The 23662-nt window shown below is 49.4% G+C and carries 22 protein-coding genes; 9 read left to right on the top strand and 13 right to left on the bottom strand.

The window, feature by feature from the left end:
* The first annotated feature begins 4 nt into the window (after positions 1-4).
* From rbfA to FT643_RS12650, 5 genes are all read left to right on the top strand, one after another.
* A complete protein-coding gene (gene rbfA / locus FT643_RS12670; RefSeq protein ID WP_156871778.1) occupies positions 5-421 on the top strand; it encodes a 30S ribosome-binding factor RbfA in 417 nt (138 codons plus the stop codon).
* A 2-nt stretch (positions 422-423) separates the two neighbouring features.
* Positions 424-1347: a tRNA pseudouridine(55) synthase TruB gene (truB, locus tag FT643_RS12665; protein ID WP_317622021.1), complete on the top strand. Its 924-nt coding sequence runs from the start codon at positions 424-426 to the stop codon at positions 1345-1347.
* Between the two features lie 93 nt (positions 1348-1440).
* The gene (rpsO, locus tag FT643_RS12660; protein ID WP_156871776.1) at positions 1441-1710 is read left to right on the top strand and encodes a 30S ribosomal protein S15; all 270 of its coding nucleotides are present in this window, start codon (positions 1441-1443) and stop codon (positions 1708-1710) included.
* Between the two features lie 220 nt (positions 1711-1930).
* Positions 1931-4051, top strand: coding sequence for a polyribonucleotide nucleotidyltransferase (pnp, locus tag FT643_RS12655; RefSeq protein ID WP_156871775.1), 2121 nt, complete (start codon positions 1931-1933; stop codon positions 4049-4051).
* A gap of 158 nt (positions 4052-4209) precedes the next feature.
* Positions 4210-4914 carry an START domain-containing protein gene (locus FT643_RS12650; RefSeq protein WP_156871774.1) on the top strand — a complete coding sequence of 235 codons (705 nt, stop codon included), beginning with the start codon at positions 4210-4212 and terminating at the stop codon, positions 4912-4914.
* Positions 4915-4977: 63 nt separating this feature from the next.
* Here the strand turns inward: FT643_RS12650 and FT643_RS12645 are convergent, their stop codons facing one another.
* The gene (locus FT643_RS12645) at positions 4978-7335 is read right to left on the bottom strand and encodes a fatty acid cis/trans isomerase (RefSeq protein ID WP_156871773.1); all 2358 of its coding nucleotides are present in this window, start codon (positions 7333-7335) and stop codon (positions 4978-4980) included.
* 338 nt (positions 7336-7673) lie between these two features.
* On the opposite strand from FT643_RS12645, the gene FT643_RS12640 reads away from it, so the two are divergent.
* Positions 7674-8204 carry a hypothetical protein gene (locus tag FT643_RS12640; protein WP_156871772.1) on the top strand — a complete coding sequence of 177 codons (531 nt, stop codon included), beginning with the start codon at positions 7674-7676 and terminating at the stop codon, positions 8202-8204.
* Positions 8205-8282: 78 nt separating this feature from the next.
* Here the strand turns inward: FT643_RS12640 and FT643_RS12635 are convergent, their stop codons facing one another.
* Complete coding sequence (locus tag FT643_RS12635; protein ID WP_198043512.1) at positions 8283-8891, bottom strand: helix-turn-helix domain-containing protein; 609 nt, start codon at positions 8889-8891, stop codon at positions 8283-8285.
* A gap of 743 nt (positions 8892-9634) precedes the next feature.
* On the opposite strand from FT643_RS12635, the gene FT643_RS12630 reads away from it, so the two are divergent.
* On the top strand, positions 9635-10210 hold the full coding sequence (locus tag FT643_RS12630; RefSeq protein ID WP_156871770.1) for a DUF1269 domain-containing protein: 576 nt from the start codon (positions 9635-9637) through the stop codon (positions 10208-10210).
* 82 nt (positions 10211-10292) lie between these two features.
* Here FT643_RS12630 and FT643_RS12625 read toward each other — a convergent pair whose 3' ends face one another.
* The 10 genes from FT643_RS12625 to miaB all read right to left on the bottom strand — a co-directional run bounded on the left by FT643_RS12625 (position 10293) and on the right by miaB (position 21514).
* Positions 10293-10886, bottom strand: coding sequence for a type 1 glutamine amidotransferase domain-containing protein (locus FT643_RS12625; protein ID WP_156871769.1), 594 nt, complete (start codon positions 10884-10886; stop codon positions 10293-10295).
* 9 nt (positions 10887-10895) lie between these two features.
* Positions 10896-11222: a rhodanese-like domain-containing protein gene (locus tag FT643_RS12620; protein WP_156871768.1), complete on the bottom strand. Its 327-nt coding sequence runs from the start codon at positions 11220-11222 to the stop codon at positions 10896-10898.
* A 216-nt stretch (positions 11223-11438) separates the two neighbouring features.
* Positions 11439-12476, bottom strand: coding sequence for a DNA polymerase III subunit delta (gene holA / locus FT643_RS12615; RefSeq protein ID WP_156871767.1), 1038 nt, complete (start codon positions 12474-12476; stop codon positions 11439-11441).
* Complete coding sequence (locus tag FT643_RS12610; protein ID WP_156871766.1) at positions 12473-12985, bottom strand: LPS-assembly lipoprotein LptE; 513 nt, start codon at positions 12983-12985, stop codon at positions 12473-12475. The genes holA and FT643_RS12610 overlap by 4 nt, the downstream gene beginning before the upstream one ends.
* The gene (gene leuS, locus FT643_RS12605) at positions 12969-15545 is read right to left on the bottom strand and encodes a leucine--tRNA ligase (protein WP_156871765.1); all 2577 of its coding nucleotides are present in this window, start codon (positions 15543-15545) and stop codon (positions 12969-12971) included. The genes FT643_RS12610 and leuS overlap by 17 nt, the downstream gene beginning before the upstream one ends.
* 160 nt (positions 15546-15705) lie before the next feature.
* Positions 15706-17250, bottom strand: coding sequence for an apolipoprotein N-acyltransferase (gene lnt, locus FT643_RS12600; RefSeq protein ID WP_156871764.1), 1545 nt, complete (start codon positions 17248-17250; stop codon positions 15706-15708).
* Positions 17251-17271: 21 nt separating this feature from the next.
* A complete protein-coding gene (locus FT643_RS12595; protein ID WP_156871763.1) occupies positions 17272-18117 on the bottom strand; it encodes an HlyC/CorC family transporter in 846 nt (281 codons plus the stop codon).
* A 17-nt stretch (positions 18118-18134) separates the two neighbouring features.
* Positions 18135-18629 (bottom strand): rRNA maturation RNase YbeY, encoded by a 495-nt coding sequence (gene ybeY / locus FT643_RS12590; protein ID WP_156871762.1) that lies wholly within the window; start codon positions 18627-18629, stop codon positions 18135-18137.
* Entirely contained in the window at positions 18619-19641 is a 1023-nt protein-coding gene (locus FT643_RS12585; protein ID WP_156871761.1) for a PhoH family protein, read from the bottom strand. Before FT643_RS12585 ends, ybeY begins: the two co-directional genes overlap by 11 nt.
* A gap of 511 nt (positions 19642-20152) precedes the next feature.
* The gene (gene miaB / locus FT643_RS12580; protein WP_156871760.1) at positions 20153-21514 is read right to left on the bottom strand and encodes a tRNA (N6-isopentenyl adenosine(37)-C2)-methylthiotransferase MiaB; all 1362 of its coding nucleotides are present in this window, start codon (positions 21512-21514) and stop codon (positions 20153-20155) included.
* 138 nt (positions 21515-21652) lie between these two features.
* Here miaB and FT643_RS12575 point away from each other — a divergent pair, with 138 nt between their 5' ends.
* A complete protein-coding gene (locus FT643_RS12575; RefSeq protein WP_156871759.1) occupies positions 21653-22243 on the top strand; it encodes an SCO family protein in 591 nt (196 codons plus the stop codon).
* Positions 22244-22255: 12 nt separating this feature from the next.
* Positions 22256-22714 carry a copper chaperone PCu(A)C gene (locus FT643_RS12570; protein WP_156871758.1) on the top strand — a complete coding sequence of 153 codons (459 nt, stop codon included), beginning with the start codon at positions 22256-22258 and terminating at the stop codon, positions 22712-22714.
* A gap of 54 nt (positions 22715-22768) precedes the next feature.
* Here the strand turns inward: FT643_RS12570 and FT643_RS12565 are convergent, their stop codons facing one another.
* On the bottom strand, positions 22769-23608 hold the full coding sequence (locus FT643_RS12565; protein ID WP_156871757.1) for a pirin family protein: 840 nt from the start codon (positions 23606-23608) through the stop codon (positions 22769-22771).
* Between the last annotated feature and the right edge of the window lie 54 nt (positions 23609-23662).

Below are 23662 nucleotides of genomic sequence, written 5' to 3'. Positions count from 1 at the left end.
AGGATTGCGTCACGGAGCCCGAGGCTATAACCGAACCGACCGTATTGCCGATCAAATTCAGCGCGATCTAGCGCTGATGCTGCATCGGGAAATTAAAGATCCCAGAGTCGGGATGGTGACGATTAATAGCGTGAATGTGAGTAAAGATCTCGCGTATGCGGATATCTACGTCACTTTTATGGGTATTGACGAAGAGGATGGCGTAGACGAAGCGTTGGGTGTGCTAGGCCATGCCAGCGGATTTCTTCGTTCTATGCTGGCCAAGGGAATACAGTTGCGTACCATTCCCCGATTACGATTTCACTATGACCGGACGATTGTTGACGGACCGCGTATGTCGCGGTTGATTGATAAAGCCGTGAAAGAAGATGAAGCTCGCCATCAAGGCAGTTCTGACCCGGACCAGAAAAACGGAGACTGAGTGTGGGTAGGCGACGCAATAATGGCCGTAAAGTAGATGGCATTCTGGTGCTCGATAAGCCAGGCGGCTGTACTTCTAATGAAATCCTGCAGCGGGTAAAACGCATGTTCGGAGCCGCGAAAGTGGGGCACACCGGCAGCCTGGATCCATTGGCAACCGGGGTGTTGCCTTTGTGTTTCGGTGAAGCGACCAAGTTTTCCCAGTACCTGCTCGATTCAGATAAAGCCTATGTAGTGAAAGCGAAATGGGGTGAAAAAACCAATACCGCTGACGCAGATGGCGAAGTGGTTGAGCGTTGTGCTACTGATGGCTTAACGCGGGAATTGCTGGAGTCTACATTGCCTGACTTTCGTGGCGGAATTGAGCAGGTTCCATCTATGTTTTCGGCCCTGAAGCATAAAGGGCAGCCGCTTTATAAATTGGCCCGACAAGGGCTTGAAGTTGAGCGGGAAGCGCGCAAGGTTCACATTGTTCAGCTAGACTTGTTGGATTTTGATACGGAACATTTCAGTTTATTTGTTGCCTGTAGTAAAGGCACCTATATCCGTAATCTGGTGGAAGACATTGCGGTGGCTATTGGGAACCTTGCTCATGTGGTAGAATTGCGCCGCACTTGGGCCGGCCCTTATGTTGAAAGCCAAGCGAAGACTGTCGAGGTGTTGTCCGAGACACTGGAACTCGGGGGCCATCAGGCTCTGGATCAATTATTGTTACCGTTAAGCAGCAGTGTCGATCATTGGCCTTGTTTGACGTTAAGCGAAAGCTCCACTTTCTACCTGCGCAATGGTAATCCGGTGCAGGTTCCCGGAGCACCACTGGATGGGTGGGTTAAATTGATCGGCCCGGACGAAGAATTTATTGGCGTCGGAGAATTGCAGGACGATGGTCTTGTTGCCCCTCGGCGTTTAATAAGTAATTGCAACTAGCAGACCGCTTAGTTGTTTTATCTGTAACCTTCAAACTGTAAATATGCGTGGTTTGACCGGTTTTAAACGTAAAAGCATATTGGAGAAAAAACAATGTCATTGAATGCTGAACAAAAAGCAAAAGTTGTAGCCGATCACCAGCGGGTAGCAGGTGACACCGGTTCTCCGGAAGTGCAGGTTGCTTTGCTGACTGCACAAATTAATCAGCTGCAGGGTCACTTCAAAGCGCATAACAAAGACCACCATTCACGTCGTGGTCTGATCCGGATGGTAAATCAGCGTCGTAAATTGCTGGACTATCTGAAGCGTAAGGATCTTGATCGTTACACTGCTCTGATCGGTAAACTTGGTCTGCGTCGTTAATGAAGCATTGGCTAGGCAGATATTCAGGAGCGCGCTCAAAGCTGGCTATGGCCTGCGCAGGGGTTGCGACTGAATAAGCTTGATAACACGGCACTTATTTTCGGATAAGTGCCGTGTTTGTTTAAGCGGATGACTAACTTATTGGTAAAACTCCGGCTTCAAGATTTAATTGACTGGAATAGCACGAGTTGTGCCGGCGTCTCGAAATGGAAGGTGAATAATGTTTAGAGTGGTAACGAAAGAATTTCAATTCGGCGATCAGAAATACAAACTGGAAACAGGCAAAGTAGCGCGTCAGGCTACCGGGGCAGTGGTAGTTACAACCGATTCCTGTTCGGTTTTGGTAACCGCTGTCGCTCGTAAAGAAGCGGCACCGGGTGTTGGTTTTTTCCCTTTGACTGTCAATTACCAGGAAAAATTTTACGCTGCCGGACGTATCCCCGGCGGCTTTTTGAAACGTGAAGGCCGTCCTTCAGAGAAAGAAACTCTGACTTCACGTTTGATTGATCGGCCAATTCGTCCCTTGTTTCCTGATGGCTTTACCAACGAAGTTCAGGTAATTGCAACGGTTATGTCGACCGATAAAACCCAGGATACCGATATCGCAGCGATTATTGGTGCTTCCGCTGCATTAACGATTGCCGGCGTGCCTTTCATGGGGCCCATCGCGGCTGCACGAGTTGCGTATATCGACGGCATGTACATCATTAACCCGAACTACAAACAGCAGGAAACTTCAGTGCTGGACCTGGTGGTTGCCGGAACCGCTGATGCAGTATTAATGGTGGAATCAGAAGCGCAGGAACTCACCGAAGACCAGATGTTGGGTGCTGTTCTGTTCGGGCATATGGAAATGCAAACTGCGGTTACTGCGATTAAGGAATTCGCTGCCGAAGTGGCCACACCCGCTTGGGATTGGCAGGCACCGGCAGAAAATACAGCACTAACGGATGCGATTAAAAGCCAGTTGGGCGATAAGCTGAACGAAGCTTATCAGATTCACGATAAGCAAGCCCGTTATACCCGGGTAGGAGAACTGCGTTCAGAAGTGGTAGCCGCACTGTGTGATGCTGACTCGGAAACAGCTCCGGCCGAAGCCGAGGTTAAAGACATATTTCACCACTTGGAATATGTGACCGTGCGTGAAAACGTGTTGGCAGGCAAACCTCGTATTGACGGTCGTGAACTGAATACCGTTCGCCCGATTGCAGTAGAAGTGGGGGTTATGCCCAGAACGCACGGTTCTGCCTTGTTCACACGAGGTGAAACTCAGGCTATCGTAACCGCTACACTGGGAAGTTTGCGTGATTCTCAGAATATCGACTCAATCGAAGGCATGAAAAGCGACCCTTTTATGCTGCACTACAACTTCCCTCCATTCTGTGTTGGCGAAATCAGCTTTCAACTGGGGCCGAAGCGTCGTGAGATAGGTCATGGGCGCTTGGCGCGCCGTGGTATTCAGGCAATGCTGCCGGATGGTGCTGATTTTCCCTACGCTATTCGTGTAGTGTCGGAAATCACAGAGTCCAACGGGTCTTCTTCGATGGCGTCGGTTTGTGGCAGCAGTCTGGCCCTGATGGATGCAGGTGTGCCATTGAAGGCTCCGGTTGCAGGTATTGCGATGGGCCTGGTTAAAGAAGGTGAGCGCTTTGCGGTGCTGTCCGATATTCTGGGTGATGAAGATCATTTGGGCGACATGGACTTCAAAGTAGCGGGTACCGAGAAAGGTATTACCGCGCTGCAAATGGATATCAAAATCACCGGTATTACCGAAGAGATTATGGAAGCAGCTCTGACTCAGGCTCGTGAAGGCCGATTGCACATCCTGGGCGAAATGAACAAAGTCCTTAATCAGACTCGAGGTACTATCTCCGAAGATGCGCCTGTTTATTTAACTATAAAGATCCATCCTGATAAAATCCGCGACGTCATCGGTAAAGGCGGCGCCATGATCCGCAGCATTTGTGAAGAATCCGGTGCTGAAATTGATATCGGTGATGATGGTCAGGTGCGCATCTATGGTCAAAACCAGGCAGCGGCAGAAAAAGCGTTTTCAATGGTTGAAGGCATCACCGCAGAAGCTGAAATCGGTAAAATTTATGTGGGTAAAGTGAACAAGATCGTCGATTTCGGCGCTTTTGTTAATATCTTGCCTGGTACCGACGGTTTGGTCCATATTTCTCAGATCGCTGAAGAGAGAGTCAATCAGGTCAGTGATTATCTGAAGGAAGGTCAGGAAGTGTCTGTGAAGGTGCTGGACGTGGACAATCGCGGTCGCATTAAATTAAGCATAAAAGAAGCCGTGGCTGAAGCCGCTCAGGGTGAAACCCAACCAGAGTAAGATAAACTGGTTTAGGTGATATTGTGTTAATAAAAAGGGAGCTTTATGCTCCCTTTTTATTAACATTTGGCTATAAAAAATACAGTTGTGTTTGTGAAGTCCATTGCGTACCCTAAAGGCCTTTGTATTAGAAGAAAAATAAATGGGAGGGAAAGGTTATGCCATTCGGTCGACCTGTTAGCTTGGCAAAAAGGGGCGTTTTTAAAGTCATTGTCACGTCCTCAGTTTTGTTGTTTTCCGGGGTATCTCTTGCCGCCGACGACTGGCAGCTGGATAAAGACGAAAACGATATTCAACTCTACACGAAAGAGTCTCATACCGGACCGTTGAAGCAAGTCAAGGTGGTGACTCGGGTGCAATCCAGTTTATCCAGCCTGGTGGCTTTTTTATCTGATCAGAGTGGCTTTCCTGCTTGGATGGATAAAGTGTCCAAAGTGGAAAAATTAAAAGACATTAACGAGCAGGAAACGCTGACATATACCGTAATTGATTCACCCTGGCCCGAGCGTGACCGGGATAGTGTGTGGTATTCAAAGTGGGATCAAGATCCCGACACCTTAGTAGTAACCAAGAAAGTGTTATCAGAGCCGCAATACGTGAGTGAAGATGAACGGATGATTCGCAGTCCCTCTTTGGAAGCGGAATGGGTGCTGACTCCGAAAGAGGAGGGCATGGTGGAAGTGGCGTATGTTTCCGATTTTGACCCGGGCGGTAATGTCCAGGGCTGGTTATTGGACATGTTTACCTATGAAATGCCTTTCAACACGATGCAAAACCTCAAGCAGTCTGAGCTGGGGAAAAATGAAGGCGCAACGTTTGCTTTTATCAAAGAGCCGACAGCAAAAAGGGTCGTTACTCAATAGTTACTCAATAGACCTTTAATCGAGAAAGCCGCAGACAGCTTTTAGCGTGCTGCGGCTTTTTATTTACTTGTTGTCTAGACGGTTGTAGTCCATTAACGCAAATTCCACTGGCCACTCAAGAAAGTTATGCTTGTGCAGTCGGTCACTGAACTCCCAAAATTGCTCTGATGTGCGACGAATCGCGAACTCATCCAACAGCGCGGTATAGTCTTTCGCAGATCGTAATGAGTTTACCCGGTCCACAAAATTTCTCATTTGCGCCTGGGGTACTCGAAGAAATAAGTTGGGGTAGGCTGCGATAATCCCATAGCCGACGGTTAAAGTATCTTCCTGGGGAAGGCGACGGTCCTCTTCATCGAATAAGTACGAAATATTGGTGAAGGCGCTATCGCTCAAAAGGGTGTAGTAATTGCTAGCCCCTTTTTTTTCATCAGCCACCTCCAGAATGGTGACTTGTGGCATGAGAGAGGCGGCGATGCCCGCTACCTGATCGAGATCCAATATAGCTTCCCTGGCTTCTCCGGTTAGTTGACCCTGCCCAGCGTCGTGCGTGCGGTTCAGAACCGGAGCCAGCTTGTCCCGTAACTTTAAGTAGAGCTCATCCAGGGGCTGTTGAGTTTGATAATTAACGGACGACTTACCCTTGTAGACCTTGGCAGCATCAAATATCTTTTCTTTTACCGTATTAACGGATCCACGATACCAGTGGTTTCGGACTTCGGTGCGGTATCCAACGGGTAGCAGCGTAATAAAATTAAACTCGCCTTCCATACGTAAAAAGTCCATATAGATGCGTGTGTTGAGGTTGTGTCCAACATTGCCATAAACATCGAAACCGGCCACCAACAAATAGTGAATGCGTTCCAAAAGAGGGTAACTAATGACCCAGGCAGATTGCGGTTTATCCCCGTGAAGACCTTTGATAACGGTAGCGCTGTCGCTGTGACGGTAAATAGTGAGGGCTGCGTTGTCATTGCTGCCATCGCCGTCCCAAAGCAGATCAAGGTCGATTTTAAAACCCCCGTCCAGCTTCTGATTGATCTGTTCAACCATAGCATCAAAAAATTTCCGTTCATCGGCCGCGTAACTGATTAGATTGAGTATTCCGGAGCTGCTGCTGGCTTCGGCGGGGAGTTCTAATTGGTTGACATTATCCAGTAGAAACTGATCACTGAAGATGGCGGATTCGGCAGCCGGTGACAGAAACGTCACCCAAAAATGATCATTGATCACGTTGAGTGCAAGATTGCCACGGCAAACCGGCCCTTTGATAAAGCCCATTATGGTGAACTGAGCCTCCTCCAGCATAAAACGGTAGCGAGCACTGCTTGGAATCTCTTTAAAGGTGATAAACGGATTGGATGCTTTGCCGATGTCGTAGCTGGGTTTTTCGGTAATGGTATAATCCTCGGTATAAAACAGCGTGTGCCACCGAGCCATTCTGCTGTCATCCAGTAAGTAGGGCATATGGGTTTTAAGCGCTGGAGTTTCACGTTGTTCCTGCAGCCGGTAATAGACATGTTCTACCCCCGGGTCATCGTAGGGGCGACGGGTATTAATTCGTTTGATGGGCTGTCCGGGCGGAGTACTTGATCGCACTAATTCGTAATAAACCGGATTGCTGTTTTCATTAAAATAGAGACTTGCCAGAAACAGGTGTTCATACATGTATCGATTCACCACCTGGGATTTTAACGATGACCGATTAAAAAATGCTTCCCACTTGTCTATATGGGTTTGCAATTCAGGTGACGTACGCCCGCTTTCTTCACCTGTGGCGCCTTGTGATAACCACAGCATCAGGGTTTTGTGTTGGTCGGGGCTGATTGCAGGTAAGGCATAGGGCATCCCCCAAAGCGGGTTGCTTTTTTCGTACGCAGCCAGTTCATTCAGGTCCGGGCATTGCTGATCATCTAATGAGGTAAATTTAAAGCTGTCGGGCAGTAGATTCTGTTGAGGCAACGGGTGCTGTTGTTTCAATAACAACATATGAGCCAATATGCTGGCGTTAATATTGGCTTCTGGCGTATTAACGCGTTCATTCAGCACCGGAAAAAAGTCTTTTTCTCGCCACTCCTGGTTGCTACTGGCATCCTGAAACAGTCGGGTCAAATCCGCTGCAAGCAGGCGTTCACCATCGTATACAGGTGCTTTGGTCGCACCCCGGGTAATGCCAGCGTACGACCCCAATTTCAACTGGCACGGTGAATCGTAGCAAGAGTGGCATACGACGCAGCGTTGATCCAGGATGGGTTTGACGTCTTTGAGATAGTTGACAGCATTGCTTCCGGTGGTCTGTGTAGTCGCTTTATCGAAATGCGCCGGATCACTTTTTCCATACAATCGATCCCACTGACTTGCCAGCAATGTGGAGCAGCCCGTGATGACCAACACCCCAAATAGTAAAAATAATCTGTGCATCTTAGAAACGTCCAACTCTGATATTCCCCAAATTCTAGTTCAAGTGTATTACAAATCCGAACGTATCAGTGAGAGTGAGAGGCGCACGGATGGCCGATTTTTACCGGAATTGCATAAGTTGCTTGTAACCCTTTCAAGAAAATTGATTATCAAGCCAACAGATTGTGCCGACAATTAAGCCAATTCTCTACGGTTTTCATAAGTTTAGGTGGGAATGTGAGGGGGGTGGCCCGTGACTTGCTTTTCTCTTATGTAACAGATGGAGCTGTATTCCTGGCCCAGTTGGAACTTTTGGTCTGGGAACGTAGTACTAAACGAAGCTAAGCAGGAGGTGTGCCATGTTAAAGCAAGCTGTTATCGCCGAAAAATATCCGGGTAAAGTGGGCGCGGCATTCGATTCTGTGGAAAAAGCAGAGTTGGCTGCAGACAAGCTGGAAGAGGAGATAGGGATCAGGTTCGAGAACATAGAAATTCTTAAACCGAAAGATCGGGCACTGGAAAAAAAGTTGGAACCGGAGGGGGAAGAAATCAAAAATACCATTATTCGATCTCATGTCACTATGGGGCTCGTCGGGTTGGTGGCCGGGGGCGGTGTTGTAACCTGGATGCATCAAACGCAGATACCGATGGTGGTATTCAGCCCCTATTACACCACCTTTATCGTGCTTGCGTTGGGCTTGGTAGGGGGGTTGTTGTTGGGTGGACTTATCAGCTTACGTCCGGACCATGATCGCTTGATAAATTTTTCACGGGATGTCACCAATCAGCGCCGCTGGATGCTTTTGGTTCACGTAAAAACAATGGAACAAAAGAAGAAAGTTAAAACTTACCTGCATGGCTTCAGCGATGAAATTGTCGCGACGCTTTGACCCGGTAGGAAGGCGGACCAAATAAAGGCCTCTCTGTTTTGCTAATCACACGGGTTCAATGACTCGGTCCGATGTACATCAGTCTTGATCAAGTGTGATATCTTTTAACGCCCTTTGATACTGTAGAGGCGTCATTTTTAATCTCTTATGAAAAGTACTGGTCATATGGCTTTGAGAAGCGAACCCGGAAAGTAATGCTATTTCTGCAAGGGAATTTTTTCTCGTGTACAGTTGTTCGCGCGTTCTTAAAAGTCGCCTGCTTAATACAAATTGGTGAGGTGTCTGGCCTACAGAAGAAAGACAGATTCTTGTAAAGTGGCGTTTCGAAAACGAAAACTCCGATGCTAATTGTGGAACGGAAATAGGCTCAGAAACCCGTTGATCAATTCGCCCTGCAATTTCGTTCAGTAAGCTCCCATCACTGTCGTCCCTGTTCAATAATCCGTATTTCGCATCAAATAAGCGTCGGGATGAGCAATTCCAGATGCGGCCGGCCCAAAGTTTGTGTAGCGGTGAGTGATTTAGATGTCTTCGCTCTTCAACGTCATTAACGACTTGCGATGCAATCTGGATAGCTATTTGCGCCAGCCCGCAATCATCTAAAAACCAGATAGAAGAAGCAACGGCTCGTTTAATCAAAGGCGCGTTCGAAGCAGTATCGACGCTGTCCACCAGTGTGTCTGACATGGATATTGCTAAATAGACCATAGGGCCTTCGCAATACCACCTATAGAGTTCATTATCTGTGATAATCACGGCTTGTCCCGGTCCTCCGCAAGGTGGAGAGTCGCCAGTTTTGGACAGCCTGGTGGCATGTGCACCTGCCAGAAAAAATAAAAAGGTGATATGTCTGTCCGCAGATCGAAAGCGTTCTGAGTGATCTGTGTTGTGTTGCCATAATCGGGCGTTAAACCCGGTTGATTCGAAACTGAAGTGTCGGGATGTTGTACCGCTCATTGCTAACCTGTCGCAAAAAAGATAAGACCATTATCCGGGTTCGATATCCGGTTTTAGATCTCTGGGGTGGAGTCGCCATTAAAGTTATAGCGGGATTCATGCCAGCTTCGGACTGGGTTGTCGGTACAGACGCACACCGCCGGCTGCTTGCGATTCAGCACGGAGTTGCTTGGTCATTTCAATTAAAGAACACTAAGCGCATTGCGCCGTGATTCGCCAGTTCTCTAAGGGTGATGCGAGAGTGGAGTGTAAGAATAACAATATTTTTTAAAGGGAGATTGTAAAACCTACGAACCGGTGGGGTGGGCGTTACCAACCAGCCGATGCATGGCATCGCTTTTGTGCAAAAACTTGTCTTTGTTGTAGAAAATAAACGCATCTTCCAGGTTCGTGCGCGTTGGTTTGAGATTTCCTCTTCTGGTGTGAATTATGCAACGTCCGTAAGGTGATAGTCACATGGAAGGAGGAACGCTATGACAACACGAATCTTTTTTTTAGTGCCAGACGAGATGGCAGCCGAGAAAATCACAGAAGATTTGCATCGTGCCGGTATAAAAGACCCGGCTATCCATGCAGTAGCCCGGCGGGATAAGTATCCGTTAGCGGACGAAATTCCCGAAGCGGGCGTGTTGGAGTCGTCCGATGTCGCTCATGCAGCGAAGCGGGGTGCTTTGACCGGCGGCGCGGTGGGGTTGTTTGCAGGTCTGGGAGCAGTCGTGGTTTATCCGTTGGGATTGATCGCTGCGGGGGGTGCCATTGCAGCCTTGTCCGTCGCGGGTGTAGCGGTGGGAAGCTGGTCTTCCAGTTTGGTGGGCGTCAGCGTGACCAATAGCGATTTTGCTGCAGAGTTTGAAGATGCATTGGATGCGGGGCAAATTTTGATGCTGGTCGATGTTGAAGAGCAGAACGTCAACACGGTTAAAACCACGGTAAATCGCGCTCATCCGGATTTGGTCTTGCACAGTGGCACGCTCAATGGTTCTGAAAGTAATACATCGGAAAGACAAGCTGAGACCGACTTGACAACGCGCGAATCCCAGAACGCCTGAATCCAGCTTCGAAATAAACGGAAGAACGTTCGACACCAGGGCTGCCGCAGCCCTGGTGTGTTATATTAATTTAACAAGAGCGCTACGACGCTGTTTCGACAACCGGGGTGGATTGACTTTTCTTGCCAGGGTTCGCAACGGAAAAGAGTGCTTCGATTAGATGCGCGGAAAAGGCGTCCAGATCCTCCGGTTTACGGCTGGTGATAATGCCATCGTCTGCAACGACTTCTTCGTCGACCCAGGTGCCGCCCGCATTTTTGATGTCGGTTTGCAAGCTAGGCCAGGAAGTGACAGTGCGGTTTCGCACGACGTCGGCTTCCACCAATAACCAGGGCCCATGGCAAATTGCAGCGACCGGCTTTTGCGTATAGACAAATTCCTGAACCATACGTACGGCTTCTGCATGAGTCCTGAGTGCATCCGGGTTAAAAACACCACCGGGCAATACCAGTCCGGCATAGTCCGAGATTGCGCACTCTTTGATGGTTTTGTCGACCCGAAAGGTATCTCCGGGCTGATCGTGGTGGCAACCTTTGATCTGCCCTGAACTAAGGGAGATCAGCTCGGGAATTCCACCTTCGTCTAATATGGCCTGCCACGGTTGCGTGAGTTCCACCTGTTCAAAATTGTCGGTGGCGAGGAAGGCGACTTTGATATTATGTAGTTGGTCACTCATATAAGCTCCTTAAGCTGCGGATTTGTGTTGCATCCAGTCCTGGGTTCCACCTTCATAGTCGTAGACGCTTGTGAAGCCGGCTTTTTCCAGCTTTTCAGCTGCCTCGGTAGAGGCTGGGCAGTTAAAGCTCGCGCAGTAGAGAACAATTTCACGATGTTTGCTGCCAGCCACATATTCCATCATTGTTTCGAAAGAGGCGTTATCTACCGGTACATTGACGGATGTTCGGATATGAAGCCGATTGAATGTGTCTTTGGGCAGAACGTTAACCAATAAAAAATCCCTGTGAACGTCATCGTGCATCGCTTCAAGGTCGCGCCGGGAAATGGATTTCATATTCATTCTCCTAAATCTGAAATTACGTCGCTTTCTTTGATATGACTTTAGCCATAGTTTGCGCGAGTGATTTCTAGCCATGTCGCATTATCCTCCTGCATATTGTCTTCAGTATGTAGAGTGTCGTGCTTTTCATTAACTTGGCAGAGAGGATGTTAAACCATAAAGGGGGGTTGGTTATTTCAAAAAAAGGACATCGGAGAAATGGGGAGGGGACTAGCTGTCTAATGCCATTTTGCCTGGCTGTATGCTGCCCGAAAGCCAAAGTATCAAATTATTGAAACCATCCCATGGGTTGCCGTGACCGATGCCTTTGATGGTTCGGTCAATGCGGGCCGCTTCCAGCAAGCAATGCTTGAAACCGTTAGCGGGTATGCGTTGCAGAGCGCTTTGGATAATGCTTTTTTTGGTGTCCCAGATCCTGTATTCCTGCATCACCCGAGCTGGCGCCATACCGTTATTGATGAGCTGGCTCATGCCAGCCAATTTGCGGATTTCGTTACTAAAGGCCCACAATATAACACTGGGCTCGCTGCCACCGGCACGTAGGTGGTTGAGCATTTTCGTTGCTTGGGAGCAGTTGCCTTTCAAGGCTTCATCAACCAGCTCGTACAGACTGTAGCGAGCATGATCGGCGACGGCATTTTCAATGTCGCTTACCTCGACGGGGCCTTCCCCCATCAGCAGTACTAACTTATCGACTTCCTGCGCCGCCGCCAGTAGATTACCTTCCACCCGCTGAGCTAAAAGCTGGACAGCATCGCGGCTCGGTTCAAGGTTAGCACCGCGCATGCGCTGGTGGACCCATTGGGGAAATTGATTCAATTCTATTGGCCACACCTGAATCATCGCTCCGGCGGTTTCCAGCTTCTGAAACCATTTGGTGTTCTGCGACTTTTTATCCATTTTCGGAATGATTAACAGCAGCACATTATCAGGGTTGGGATTTTCGGCGTACTCTACCAGTGCCTTTTTTGCTTTATCATCAAACTTGGGTTTGTCGTGACGAACTTCCAGTATTTTACGATCACCAAACAACGACATGCTGTTGCCAGCCTGCAGTAGAGCATTCCAGTCGAAGCCCGCATCTACATTGAATCGCTCTCTCTCGCTGAAGCCCTGTTTACGAAACTCTGACCGCAACTGATCTGCACACTCTTGCAAAAGTAAAGCCTCATCTCCGCTGAGAATGTAAAGGGGCAGCGCGTTGCCTTTTGAAAAGTGTTCTTTAATCTGGTTGCTTCGGAGTTTCATTGAGCCGGCTCTTGAACCGAGCGTTGCAACGAAATTATGATTCTCTGGGCCAGATCCATATCCATTTCGTTTTTTAGCATGGTTTCTTCTTCTGCTTTACCGACTGCAGCAGTCTCCCGATATAAATAGGAGCGTCGAGCTTGAATCGTCGTCGGGGCAATCAGCAGATCTTGCTCTCGCCTGAACTGATAATAGACGTCCTTTAGCAACTCGAATTCTGCACTTTTACCACGACTGGAGTAAGATGCTGTTCGGCGGGTCGGAACCGACTTCATGATCTCCAGCACATTTTCAGATTCCTCGCGGATTTCGACTCCGGAGCCTTCCAGAGTTTGCTCCATCACCTGCTTAAAGGCTTCATCACCACTCATGTCGACCACACGCATAGAGGAGTAGGAGTGTTGTATTGCATTGTTGGTACCGCGTAATTGAAAACCGCAAGCGCTGATCAGCGCTATCGCACTGATCAGCGTAAGGGACTGGATGAATTTCTTATTTAGCAACAACACTGATCAGTTTCCCGGGGACGACGATGACTTTAGCAATGTGCTTGCCTTCGGTAAATTTTTGGACATTTTCATTGTTCAGCGCCTTGTCTTCAATACTCTGTTTGTCTTCGTCAACGCCAACATCAATGGTTGCCCTGACTTTGCCGTTCACCTGCACAGCCATTTGTAGGGTGTCGCGAGTGAGCGCACTCTCATCTACTTTTGGCCACGCCGCGTCCAGAATCGAGTCGGTATGGCCGAGCATTTGCCATAGTTTATGTGCGATGTGCGGCGTTATCGGTGCCAGCATCTGTACACAGGCTTCAATGGCTTCACGCATCAGGGCGCGACTTTGGTTGCCGTCTTCATCCAGCTTCGCCATATGATTACTAAGTTCCATTACGGCGGCAATGGCGGTGTTAAAGGTCAAGCGGCGTTGGTAATCGTCGCTTACTTTTGCGATGGTTTCATGCAGCTTGCGGCGTAAATCCTGTTGCTGTTTGTTGAGCGCGGTTTTATCCAAAGCCGGTGCATCACCCTGATGAATATGCGCTGTAGCCATTCGCCAGATTTTACGTAGAAATTTGTTGGCGCCTTCCACGCCGCTGTCTGACCATTCCAGTGATTGCTCCGGCGGTGCTGCAAACATCATAAACAGACGGACGGTATCCGCACCGTACTGATCAATGATCACTTGCGGGTCGATGCCGTTGTTTTTCGATTTTGACATCTTGCTAATGCCGTCATGTAACACCGGCTGACCGTCGGATTTCAAAATAAAACCGGTTGCTGCGTCTTTGACTGCTTGTACGTCGGTTGGTGAGAACCAGTTTTTTCCGCCTTTTTCATCTTCACGATAATAGCAATCCGCTAATACCATGCCTTGACACAATAAGCGCTCAAAGGGCTCGTCGCATTTTACCAGGCCGAAGTCGCGCATTAATTTATGGAAGAAACGCGAATACAAAAGATGCAGGATGGCGTGCTCGATGCCACCGATATACTGATTCACTGGTAGCCAATAATTGGCTTTTTCCGGATCAAGCATCTGGGTGGTGTCATTCGGGCTACAGTAACGGGCGTAATACCAGGATGATTCCATAAAGGTATCAAACGTGTCGGTCTCGCGCTCGGCAGGCTGGCTGTTGAATTCCGTTTTTCGCCATGCCGGGTCTGCTTTTATCGGTGATTGAACGCCATCCATGGTGACGTCTTCCGGCAGTTGTATCGGTAGCAGTTCGGCAGGGGCAGGTACGGCGCTACCATCTTGCAGATTGATCATTGGAATCGGTGTGCCCCAATAGCGCTGCCGGGAAACTCCCCAGTCGCGTAAGCGGTAGTTTACTTTGACTCTGCCTTTGTTGTTTTCGGTAAGCCAGTTAGCAATCGCTTCGAAGGCTTGCTCTGAGCTCAGGCCATCGAAATCACCGGAGTTGATCAGGTTGCCTTTTTCGGTGAAGGCGGCGGTTTGTAAATCAATAACGGCATCTTTGTCGGCGGGGGCAATGACCTGACGGATGGGTAATTGGTACTGTTGAGCAAATTCGTAATCCCGTTGATCGTGTGCCGGCACTGACATGACCGCGCCGGAGCCATAGTCCATCAAAACGAAGTTAGCAATCCAGACGGGAACTTCCTCGCCGCTAATGGGATGTACGGCCATCACTCCGGTGAAAATACCTTTCTTTTCCATGGTCGCCATATCGGCCTCGGCCACTTTATTGTGACTGCAGGATTCGATAAAGGAGGCGATATCCGTGCTGTTCTCTGCGGCTTGCCGGGCCAGCGGGTGCTGCGCAGCCACTGCCAAATAGCTTACCCCCATCAGGGTGTCTGGACGGGTGGTATAGACCTCAAGCGACTCATTGCCGGGAATAGCAAAGGCCAGTTCCACACCTTGCGAACGCCCAATCCAGTTGCGTTGCATGGTTTTGACCTGTTCCGGCCAGTGCTCCAGTTTGTCCAGGTCGTTGAGCAACTCTTCCGCGTAGTCTGTGATTTTTACGAACCACTGCGGAATTGCTTTGCGTTCCACTAATGCGCCGGAGCGCCAACCGCGGCCATCAATCACCTGCTCATTGGCCAGGACAGTCTGGTCTACTGGGTCCCAGTTGACGGTCGCCATTTTTTTATAGACCAGGCCCTTTTCATAAAGCTGAGTGAAGAACCATTGTTCCCAGCGATAGTATTCCGGGCGGCAGGTAGCCAGTTCGCGATTCCAGTCGTATCCGAACCCCAGCCGTTTTAGCTGGCCTTTCATATACTCAATGTTTTGGTAGGTCCACTTTGCCGGCGCGACGTTATTTTTGATGGCGGCATTTTCTGCAGGCAGGCCGAAAGCATCCCAGCCCATCGGTTGCATTACATTCTTCCCCTGCATGCGCTGGAAGCGGCTAATGACGTCGCCAATGGTGTAATTGCGCACATGGCCCATGTGTAATCGGCCGCTGGGGTAGGGGAACATGGATAAGCAATAGTAGGCTTCTTTTCCGGCTTGCTCCGTCACGTCAAAACTTTTGTGTTGTTCCCAGTAACGCTGTGCTTCAGCTTCGATGTCCTGGGGGTGGTACATGTCTTCCATCAAAAAACTCTCGGAATTAGTGGTGGGCCACTGAGTGGAACGAATGGGTTTCAGGGCCTGGATTCGATTGGTTTGGTCTGCACCAAGGATACCTTACCCGGCAGCTAACATATAGAGGAGCGGCCTTGAAAGCCGTCTATGGGCTTGACTACTGATTGTTTCATCGCTGTCCGGTGCGATTTTCATTTGTGATTTTTTGCGCGCGACGATGGCTCAGAGCTGCGCCCAGAATCAATGAAATCAGGGCCAACGCAACCGGTGGCCATTGGCCGATACGAACAAAGGGTGTAACCCCTACGGTAGAATAGATTTCACCTTTCAAAATACCTTGCTCGAACTGCGGTAAGCGTGATCGTACATTGCCATGATGATCAATAATGGCGGTAATGCCATTGTTGGTGCCCCGCACAATGTATTTTCCTGTTTCCAATGCGCGCATCCGCGCCATTTGAAAATGCTGAAGTGGACCCCATGAGTGTCCGAACCAGGCGTCATTGCTGATAGTTACCAGAAAATCTTTATTCTTGGCCTCTTTTCTGACCAATTCGGGATAGACAATTTCATAGCAGATAAAAGCTGCGAAACTGAGACCGGTTGCATACAACGGTGCTTGATCCTTGTCGCCCGCGTTAAAGCTCGACATCGGTAGGTTAAAGAAAGGAATCAAACCGCGCATTAGGCCTTCCAGTGGCACGTATTCGCCGAACGGGACAAGCTTTTGTTTGTTGTAAACACCGTCCCCATCGCCGATCACAAAGATGGAGTTGTAATTATGCTGTTCGCCGTTGTCCTGGGGTTCCCAGCGTGCAATACCACTTATAATAGCAACGTTGTTATCGGTGGCTTTAATGTCCAGCTTAGTAATAAAATTCAACGCCTGATGATAAAAAACCGGATACGCGGCCTCTGGCCACAAGATAATATTCGCGTCCCAGGACTGCTCCGTCAAACTGCTGTAGGTGTCAAAGATCTTTTGCCGGTAGGCCGGATCCCATTTCTGTTGCTGCGGAATATTCCCCTGAACCAGAGCGACCTCACGAAGGTTGGTGGCATCCGGCGTGGTCCAGGTAATCGTGTTCAATCCCCAGCAAACAATTAATAAAACGCCAAGGGCGCAGGCCGAAGCAATACGAATAGTGCGTTGGCGCAAAACCATGAAACGCAAAAAAACGGCGCACAGGGCTGACATGTAACTGAGGCCCAGTACTCCGGAAATAGGTGCGAGCCCGGCGAAGGGGGAGTCGACAAATCCGTACCCTGCCCATAGCCAGGGGAAGCCACTGAGGAACCAGCTTTTACTCCATTCGATTGCCACCCACAGGGCTGGGAAACTGATTATGGCGTAGTGGTCGATTCTGAGCTTCCGTGCGAACCAGAACGGCACCGCAAAGAAAACCAGGCTCAGCGTCAAGATAAAGGCCCCGGTGCCGATTGCGGCGAGCCAGGCGGGCGTGCCGCCAAAATAGTGGATACTGACGAATACCCAGGATACCCCGACGCCGTTGAAACCAAGACCGAATATCAGCGCTCTGCGAAACACCACACTTGAGGTCTGACCCTCTAATACAAACAACAGCAATGCCAGGGAAACCGGGATGATCGGCCAGGCACCAACCGGCGCTAAACCCAGGGGGAAGAGCGCGCCGGCAACAAAGGCCAGCACGGCGCCCTTGGCGCCCGCGCTAATGGAGGTCTTTAAAGTCATGTGGGTTTTTATACGAATTAGTTAATGGTGGTTTTGACTAACCTTCAACAGTCGGATAGCGCGGTTGTCAGCATTCAGCACCGTGAAATGATATTTGCCAATGTTGACGCTTTCCTCGCGTTTGGGCAAGTGCCCGAAATGGCTGAGCACAATGCCGCCGATGGTGTCGTATTCGTCTTCATTGAACGCTGTTGAAAAATGCTCATTGAATTCATCGATTGGCGTAACCGCCTTGACCACAAACTCATTGCTGCCAGCTTGCTTGATCATATACTCATCGTCGAAGTCGTGTTCGTCATCGATCTCACCCACTATCTGTTCAAGCACATCTTCGATCGTAACCAGGCCGGACATTTTGCCGTACTCATTTACCACGATCGCCATATGGGTGCGGGACTGGCGGAAGTCCTTGAGCAATACATTCAGGCGCTTACTTTCAGGAACCAGTGTCGCAGGACGGATCAGATCCTTTAACGGCGTTTTTTCCAGCTTGCCTTTGTAGGCCAGATCCAGCAAATCTTTCGCCAGCAATATGCCAATGATGTCATCGCTTGAATCACCATAAACCGGAAAACGCGAATGCGCTGATTCAATAATCGGAGGCAAATATTCTTCGGGTTTTGCACCAGCATTGATAATGATGCACTGGGCGCGCGGAATCATAATCTCGCGCACTTGCATGTCTGAAACCTGCAATGCTCCCTGAAAAATCCCCAACGCTTCTGAGTCAACCAATCCACTGCGATGAGCACTGGTCAGTATTTCGAGGACCTCTGATTGGTTTTGCGGTTCACCCGATAAAAAATTTGCGATTTTGTCCAGCAAGCTTTTACCTTGTGAACCGTTACGACTGTGATCGTCGCTCATGATGACGAATGTCTCTCCTAAGTTTCGTGATAATTCTGATAGGGGTCTGCAATATCCAATTGTTTCAGGATTTGCACCTCTAACGCTTCCATTTCGTCGGCTTCTGCCGCTTCCATATGATCATAACCCAGCAGGTGAAGAGTACCGTGGACCACCATGTGAGCCCAATGATGTTGCAGGGGTTTGTGTTGCTCCTGTGATTCCTGTTTTACTACCGGAGCACAAATCACCAGATCCCCCAGTAATGCCAGCGGAATGCCTTCCGGACCTTCAAAAGGAAACGATAAGACATTGGTCGCATAATCTTTATTGCGGTAACTTTTATTCATTGACCGGCTTTCTTCCTGATTCACTATTCTGAGTGTCAACTCGGTTGTGAGATCCGGGGGTGTTTTGTAATGAACAGCCTGCAGCGAGGTGGTGACCCATTGATTCACTTGGTCCTCGGTGGGCAGATTGTCTTCTGCACTGGCCAGCTGCAGATCAATATCAAGATCGATCTTATCTGCCATGATTCAGTTCATTGTCCGGTAATGTGGATTCGAATTTGTCATAGGCTTCAACGATACGTTGCACCAGTGTATGCCGCACTACATCCCGGGATTCAAAGTGAGAAAAGCCAATGCCATTCACTTCGTTTAACACTTCCATAGCATGAACCAAGCCACTCTTGGTACCACGTGGCAAATCGATCTGCGTGTAATCTCCGGTGATGACCGCTTTGGAGCCAAAACCGATCCGGGTCAGGAACATTTTCATTTGTTCTCGGGTGGTATTCTGGCTTTCATCCAGAATGATAAATGCATTATTCAGCGTACGTCCGCGCATATAAGCCAAGGGAGCGACTTCAATCACCTGCCGGTCAATGAATTTGGCGACCCGCTCAAAGCCGAGCATTTCATAGAGTGCATCATACAGCGGGCGCAGATAAGGATTGATTTTTTCTGCCAGATCACCAGGCAAAAAGCCCAGCTTTTCACCCGCTTCCACTGCAGGGCGCACCAAAAGAATTCGCCGGACTTTTTCTGCCTCTAGTGCTTCCACAGCGCAGGCGACGGCCAGATAGGTTTTCCCCGTACCTGCCGGTCCAATGCCGAAGTTGATATCATTGCGGAAAATTTGCCGCACATACGCCTTCTGATTATCGCCGCGTGGTTTTATCAGCCCTTTTCGGGTGCGAATAGTCAACTCCGCAGCTTCATGGTCCACTTCACCGGGGTTCAAGGGTGTTTCCGGGAGGTCGGAATCCATCAATGACTCCCGCAGCAGAAGGTGAACATCGTCGGCGCTCAGGTACTGGTCCGAATGGGTGTCTTTATAGAGAGCTTTGAGTACATCGCACGCACTTTTGACGCGACTCGGGTGTCCGGTGAGCTGAAACGTGTTGCCCCGGTTTTTGATTTGTACCTCGAGTTTATCTTCGATTTGGCGCAGGTGTTCGTCAAATTGACCACACAACCTGGCAAGGCGGCTGGAATCTGCTGGCTCCAGTTTTAGTTGATGTGTTGTTTCGGTCTCGTTCAATGTGGATGCGTGGAACGCCCTTCAATTGTTGAATGGTTATAAGAATATACGGAAGCGCTATTCAGGAAAAGCGTAAATTCTTTTTAAGAATAAATGGTGCTCGTGCACTCACTTTTTGCTCCCTTCGGTTGTTCGCCAGGGTGTTAAATTAGTTCGCTTTTTAACCGGCTTGAGGGCTGCAATCGTCGGAGTAATTTACACTACTTTGATTCGGAATATCGGCTTATCGAACATTTTTCTTATAAAACAGCGGTTTATGAAGTTGGCACGCACTCTGCATTAGTCTTGTCGTGTTTGTTTCAACGAGACATCAGTATTCCTGGGGGAAAGCCTGTAGAAACCCATTGGGGCAATATGCTGGGGTGTTAGCATGGAAGCCGGTACGAAATTAAGTCGTATTCGTGCGGGTTTCCGGGTTTCTTTTATAGTTTGCTGTATTCGTGAACAACGCAGGATGCGGTGGTCCGGACGATTTTTATCGCCGGCCACCGTTTATTTTTTGCGGCCTTTATTACGGCGACGTCAGCTCCAAATTATCTTCCGCCATTTCACAGAAACGACCCAGCAACGAGTTTGGTAGTGCCTGTTCAATATGCACCTTGACAAAGCGGCCGATTAGTTCGTCATCGTCATGTCTGAAATTCACCACCCGATTGTTTTCAGTGCGCCCCTGTAGCTGGCCAGGATCTTTTCTTGAGATGCCATCAACCAGAATAACCTGTTCACTTCCCACCATGCGGCGGCTTATCTCCTGCGCATTCTGTAAAATACGGTGTTGCAATAGAGATAATCGACGCTTCTTCTCGACCATCGGTGTGTCATCCACCAGATCGGCCGCCGGTGTTCCCGGGCGGGCGCTGTAGATAAAGCTGAAGCTGGTATCAAAGCCAATGTCGTCAATGAGCTGAAGGGTGTCGTTAAAGTCGTCCTCGGTTTCTCCGGGGAAACCGATGATAAAATCGGATGACAAGCTGATGTCGGGGCGATTCGCAACAATGCGCGCGATCTTGGCGCGGTATTCGTCAGCCAGATGCCCCCGTTTCATGGCGCTTAGGATGCGATCTGATCCACTTTGCACTGGCAAGTGGAGATGGCTGACCAATTTGGGCGCGCGGGCGTATATGTCGATAAGGGAATCACTGAATTCAACCGGATGGCTGGTGGTGAACCGGATACGGCCGATGCCCTGTATATCGGAGATGCGGTCGATTAACTCAGCCAAATCAACCTGATCGCCTTCCGCATTTTCGCCGCGATAGGCGTTCACATTCTGCCCCAAAAGGTTGACCTCACGAACACCCTGGTTGGCCAGGTGAGTTACTTCTTTAATGACGTCTTCAAAGCGTCGGCTTATTTCCTCGCCTCGCGTGTAGGGTACGACGCAAAATGTGCAGTACTTGCTGCAGCCCTCCATGATGGATACAAAGGCCTTCGGCCCGTCTACACTGGGCTCCGGCAAATTATCGAACTTTTCTATTTCCGGGAAGCTGACATCGACAACTGGTTCGTGCGTAACGTCGATGGTTTCGATCATATTGGGTAGACGGTGCAATGTTTGTGGGCCAAACACCATGTCGACATAGGGCGCTCGATCACGAATTGCCGAGCCTTCCTGGCTTGCTACACAGCCTCCGACTCCGATCACCAGTTCAGGATTACGGTCTTTTAATTTTTTCCAGCGTCCAAGCTGATGGAATACTTTTTCTTGCGCCTTTTCCCGGATGGAGCAGGTGTTGAGCAGCAAGACATCAGCATCCTCCGCCTTGTCTGTCAACTCCAGTTGGTAGGAAACGCCCAATAAATCGGCCATACGATTGGAGTCGTATTCGTTCATTTGGCAGCCGTGGGTCTCAATAAACAGTTTCTTGCGCATGGTATCAACATCAGAGCATTACAGGGGATGCGCATTATACAGGGGACTGCGGCAGTTTTCACAGTTTCAGCAACGCTGGCTTTAAGTTAGTATCGAAGCGTGCAAAATTTCGTTATAAATCAGGGAGTCTGCAAATACATGAAATCATTGCTTAAGCTAGTGTCGGGCCCAATATTGAGCTTGTTGCTGGTCCTGCCGCTTACCGCCTGTGATTCACAATCTTCTGCAAAGCAGGAGTTACCGGTCAATAACAAGCTCGGCGGTGATTTTCAGCTCGATTCAACTGAAGGGGGGAAGGGCAAATTAAGTGATTTTGCAGGTAAAGTGGTGTTGCTGAATTTTGGCTATACCCATTGTCCTGATATATGCCCTATGGTGTTGAATCGTATGGCCAATGTGATGAATGCACTGGGTGATAGTCGTAGCAAAGTGCAGCCAGTTTTTATTACCTTTGATCCGGTGCGCGACACGGTAGAGCGGCTGAAGCAATATCTGCCGTATTTCGGTAAAGAGTTTGTGGGATTCACCGGAACACCGGAGCAAATTGCAGAAGTGAACAAGCTGTATGGTGTCATTGCGATAGAGCAGAAATCGGAATCCGCCGCCGGGATATTGTTTTCCCACAGCGATTATATTTATTTATTGGATGACGCCGGACGCATCCGGGCACTGTACGGTACTGATGAACCTATCGACAAAATTGTCGAGGGTATTGAAAGTTTATTATAAGGAATAGTGATCATGTGGATTAAAACAGTTGTGATGACATTGGCTCTCGGATTTTCCGGTGTGGTTATCGCCGCTACCGAGCTTAGTGTGGAAAAAGGCTGGGTTCGGATGGTGCCCCCGGTAACGGGTACTACGGCGGCTTATTTTGAGCTGAAGAATGAAAGTAAGCGTGATCGTGTATTAGTTAAAGCCAGCAGTGCCGTTGCTGAAACCGCGGAAATGCATATGGTGGTTGGCGCTCACGGAGTGACAGCCATGCGCCCGGTGAAGAAATTTGATGTGCTTTCGGGCCGCAGTATTTCATTCGAGCCCGGAGGCCGTCATATCATGCTGATCGGTTTGAAGCAGCCGCTAAAAGAAGGGGAAACGGTTACAGTGGAGCTCGAGTTTTCCGATGGTGAAAAGCTGGAAGTGCCGTTGACGGTAAAGAGGGATGCCGATGATAGCGAATCCCATCACCATCATCACTGAGCACGGTATGCATCAGTGAGATGGCAGTGCAGGTCGCTGCGACAGAATAACCGGTCAGGAGCCGGTCAAGGCTCCTGACTGATACTCATGGATAGCTTCTTCTATCTGCTCCCGGGTGTTCATGACAAAAGGGCCGTACTGGGCGACCGGTTCCGCAAGCGGACGTCCCGCCAGCAATAGCACCTTGGCCGAGCTTTCCGCCTTCAGGCTCAAAGCGGTCCCCGACTCCGTGGTGGCCATTTGGTGCGTAAACAAAGGCTCGCCGTTCACGCTGAGCTTACCCTCATAGGCATACAGCAGTACGTTAAGGCCCGGATCCAGTCTCAAGCTCAATTCGTTGCCATCATTGAGTTCAATATCCCACAGGTGAGGGTCGGTTGACCGGTCTCCTATCGGACCGCTTGTGACTGTGCTGCCGGCAAGGAAGCGGCCCCCCAGCACGTGAATCACATGGGTACCTTCCCGTATCAGTGGAATATCGTCAGCCTTCAGATTGTGGTATTCCGGATCGCGCATTTTTTCATTTGCCGGCAGGTTCAACCACAGTTGGAAGCCATGAAAAAAACCTTCTTTCTGCAATGGCATTTCTGAGTGGATGACTCCACGCCCGGCTGTCATCCACTGGGCACCACCATTTTCTATAACACCTCGATTTCCCAGGTGATCCTGATGCTCAAGTAACCCCTTGCGCATGTAAGTAATGGTTTCAAAGCCCCGGTGCGGGTGCGATGGAAAGCCTGCAGCATAATCCCCTGCGGAATCCGAACGGAGCTCATCAAGCATCAGAAATGGATCCAGAATACGGTAACCCCTACCCGGGGAGACGCGCTTGATTTTAACACCTGCTCCGTCGGAGGCGGGTTGAGCGGTTAAGCGATGCATTATCGTGTTCATATTGGGCTCTCCTTAACGTGTTTTGGCTACGTGCTTCAACTAAGGTGTATGGCG

Source organism: Ketobacter sp. MCCC 1A13808, assembly GCF_009746715.1.
Classification (GTDB): domain Bacteria; phylum Pseudomonadota; class Gammaproteobacteria; order Pseudomonadales; family Ketobacteraceae; genus Ketobacter.
The sequence above is the reverse complement of the archived record's forward strand: the minus strand, read 5'-3'. Positions and strand labels throughout refer to the sequence as shown.

Bases quoted from the DNA above. Each gene is read 5' to 3' on its own strand.
- FT643_RS12635 (WP_198043512.1), bottom strand. From the start codon at position 8,891: ATGTCAGACACACTGGTGGACAGCGTCGATACTGCTTCGAACGCGCCT.
- leuS (WP_156871765.1), bottom strand. From the start codon at position 15,545: ATGGAAGACATGTACCACCCCCAGGACATCGAAGCTGAAGCACAGCGT.
- FT643_RS12650 (WP_156871774.1), top strand. From the start codon at position 4,210: ATGCCATTCGGTCGACCTGTTAGCTTGGCAAAAAGGGGCGTTTTTAAA.
- FT643_RS12645 (WP_156871773.1), bottom strand. From the start codon at position 7,335: ATGCACAGATTATTTTTACTATTTGGGGTGTTGGTCATCACGGGCTGC.
- FT643_RS12630 (WP_156871770.1), top strand. From the start codon at position 9,635: ATGACAACACGAATCTTTTTTTTAGTGCCAGACGAGATGGCAGCCGAG.
- rpsO (WP_156871776.1), top strand. From the start codon at position 1,441: ATGTCATTGAATGCTGAACAAAAAGCAAAAGTTGTAGCCGATCACCAG.
- FT643_RS12570 (WP_156871758.1), top strand. From the start codon at position 22,256: ATGTGGATTAAAACAGTTGTGATGACATTGGCTCTCGGATTTTCCGGT.
- FT643_RS12595 (WP_156871763.1), bottom strand. From the start codon at position 18,117: ATGAGCGACGATCACAGTCGTAACGGTTCACAAGGTAAAAGCTTGCTG.
- FT643_RS12625 (WP_156871769.1), bottom strand. From the start codon at position 10,886: ATGAGTGACCAACTACATAATATCAAAGTCGCCTTCCTCGCCACCGAC.
- pnp (WP_156871775.1), top strand. From the start codon at position 1,931: ATGTTTAGAGTGGTAACGAAAGAATTTCAATTCGGCGATCAGAAATAC.
- lnt (WP_156871764.1), bottom strand. From the start codon at position 17,250: ATGACTTTAAAGACCTCCATTAGCGCGGGCGCCAAGGGCGCCGTGCTG.
- miaB (WP_156871760.1), bottom strand. From the start codon at position 21,514: ATGCGCAAGAAACTGTTTATTGAGACCCACGGCTGCCAAATGAACGAA.
- FT643_RS12575 (WP_156871759.1), top strand. From the start codon at position 21,653: ATGAAATCATTGCTTAAGCTAGTGTCGGGCCCAATATTGAGCTTGTTG.
- holA (WP_156871767.1), bottom strand. From the start codon at position 12,476: ATGAAACTCCGAAGCAACCAGATTAAAGAACACTTTTCAAAAGGCAAC.
- FT643_RS12620 (WP_156871768.1), bottom strand. From the start codon at position 11,222: ATGAAATCCATTTCCCGGCGCGACCTTGAAGCGATGCACGATGACGTT.
- ybeY (WP_156871762.1), bottom strand. From the start codon at position 18,629: ATGGCAGATAAGATCGATCTTGATATTGATCTGCAGCTGGCCAGTGCA.
- FT643_RS12640 (WP_156871772.1), top strand. From the start codon at position 7,674: ATGTTAAAGCAAGCTGTTATCGCCGAAAAATATCCGGGTAAAGTGGGC.
- FT643_RS12565 (WP_156871757.1), bottom strand. From the start codon at position 23,608: ATGAACACGATAATGCATCGCTTAACCGCTCAACCCGCCTCCGACGGA.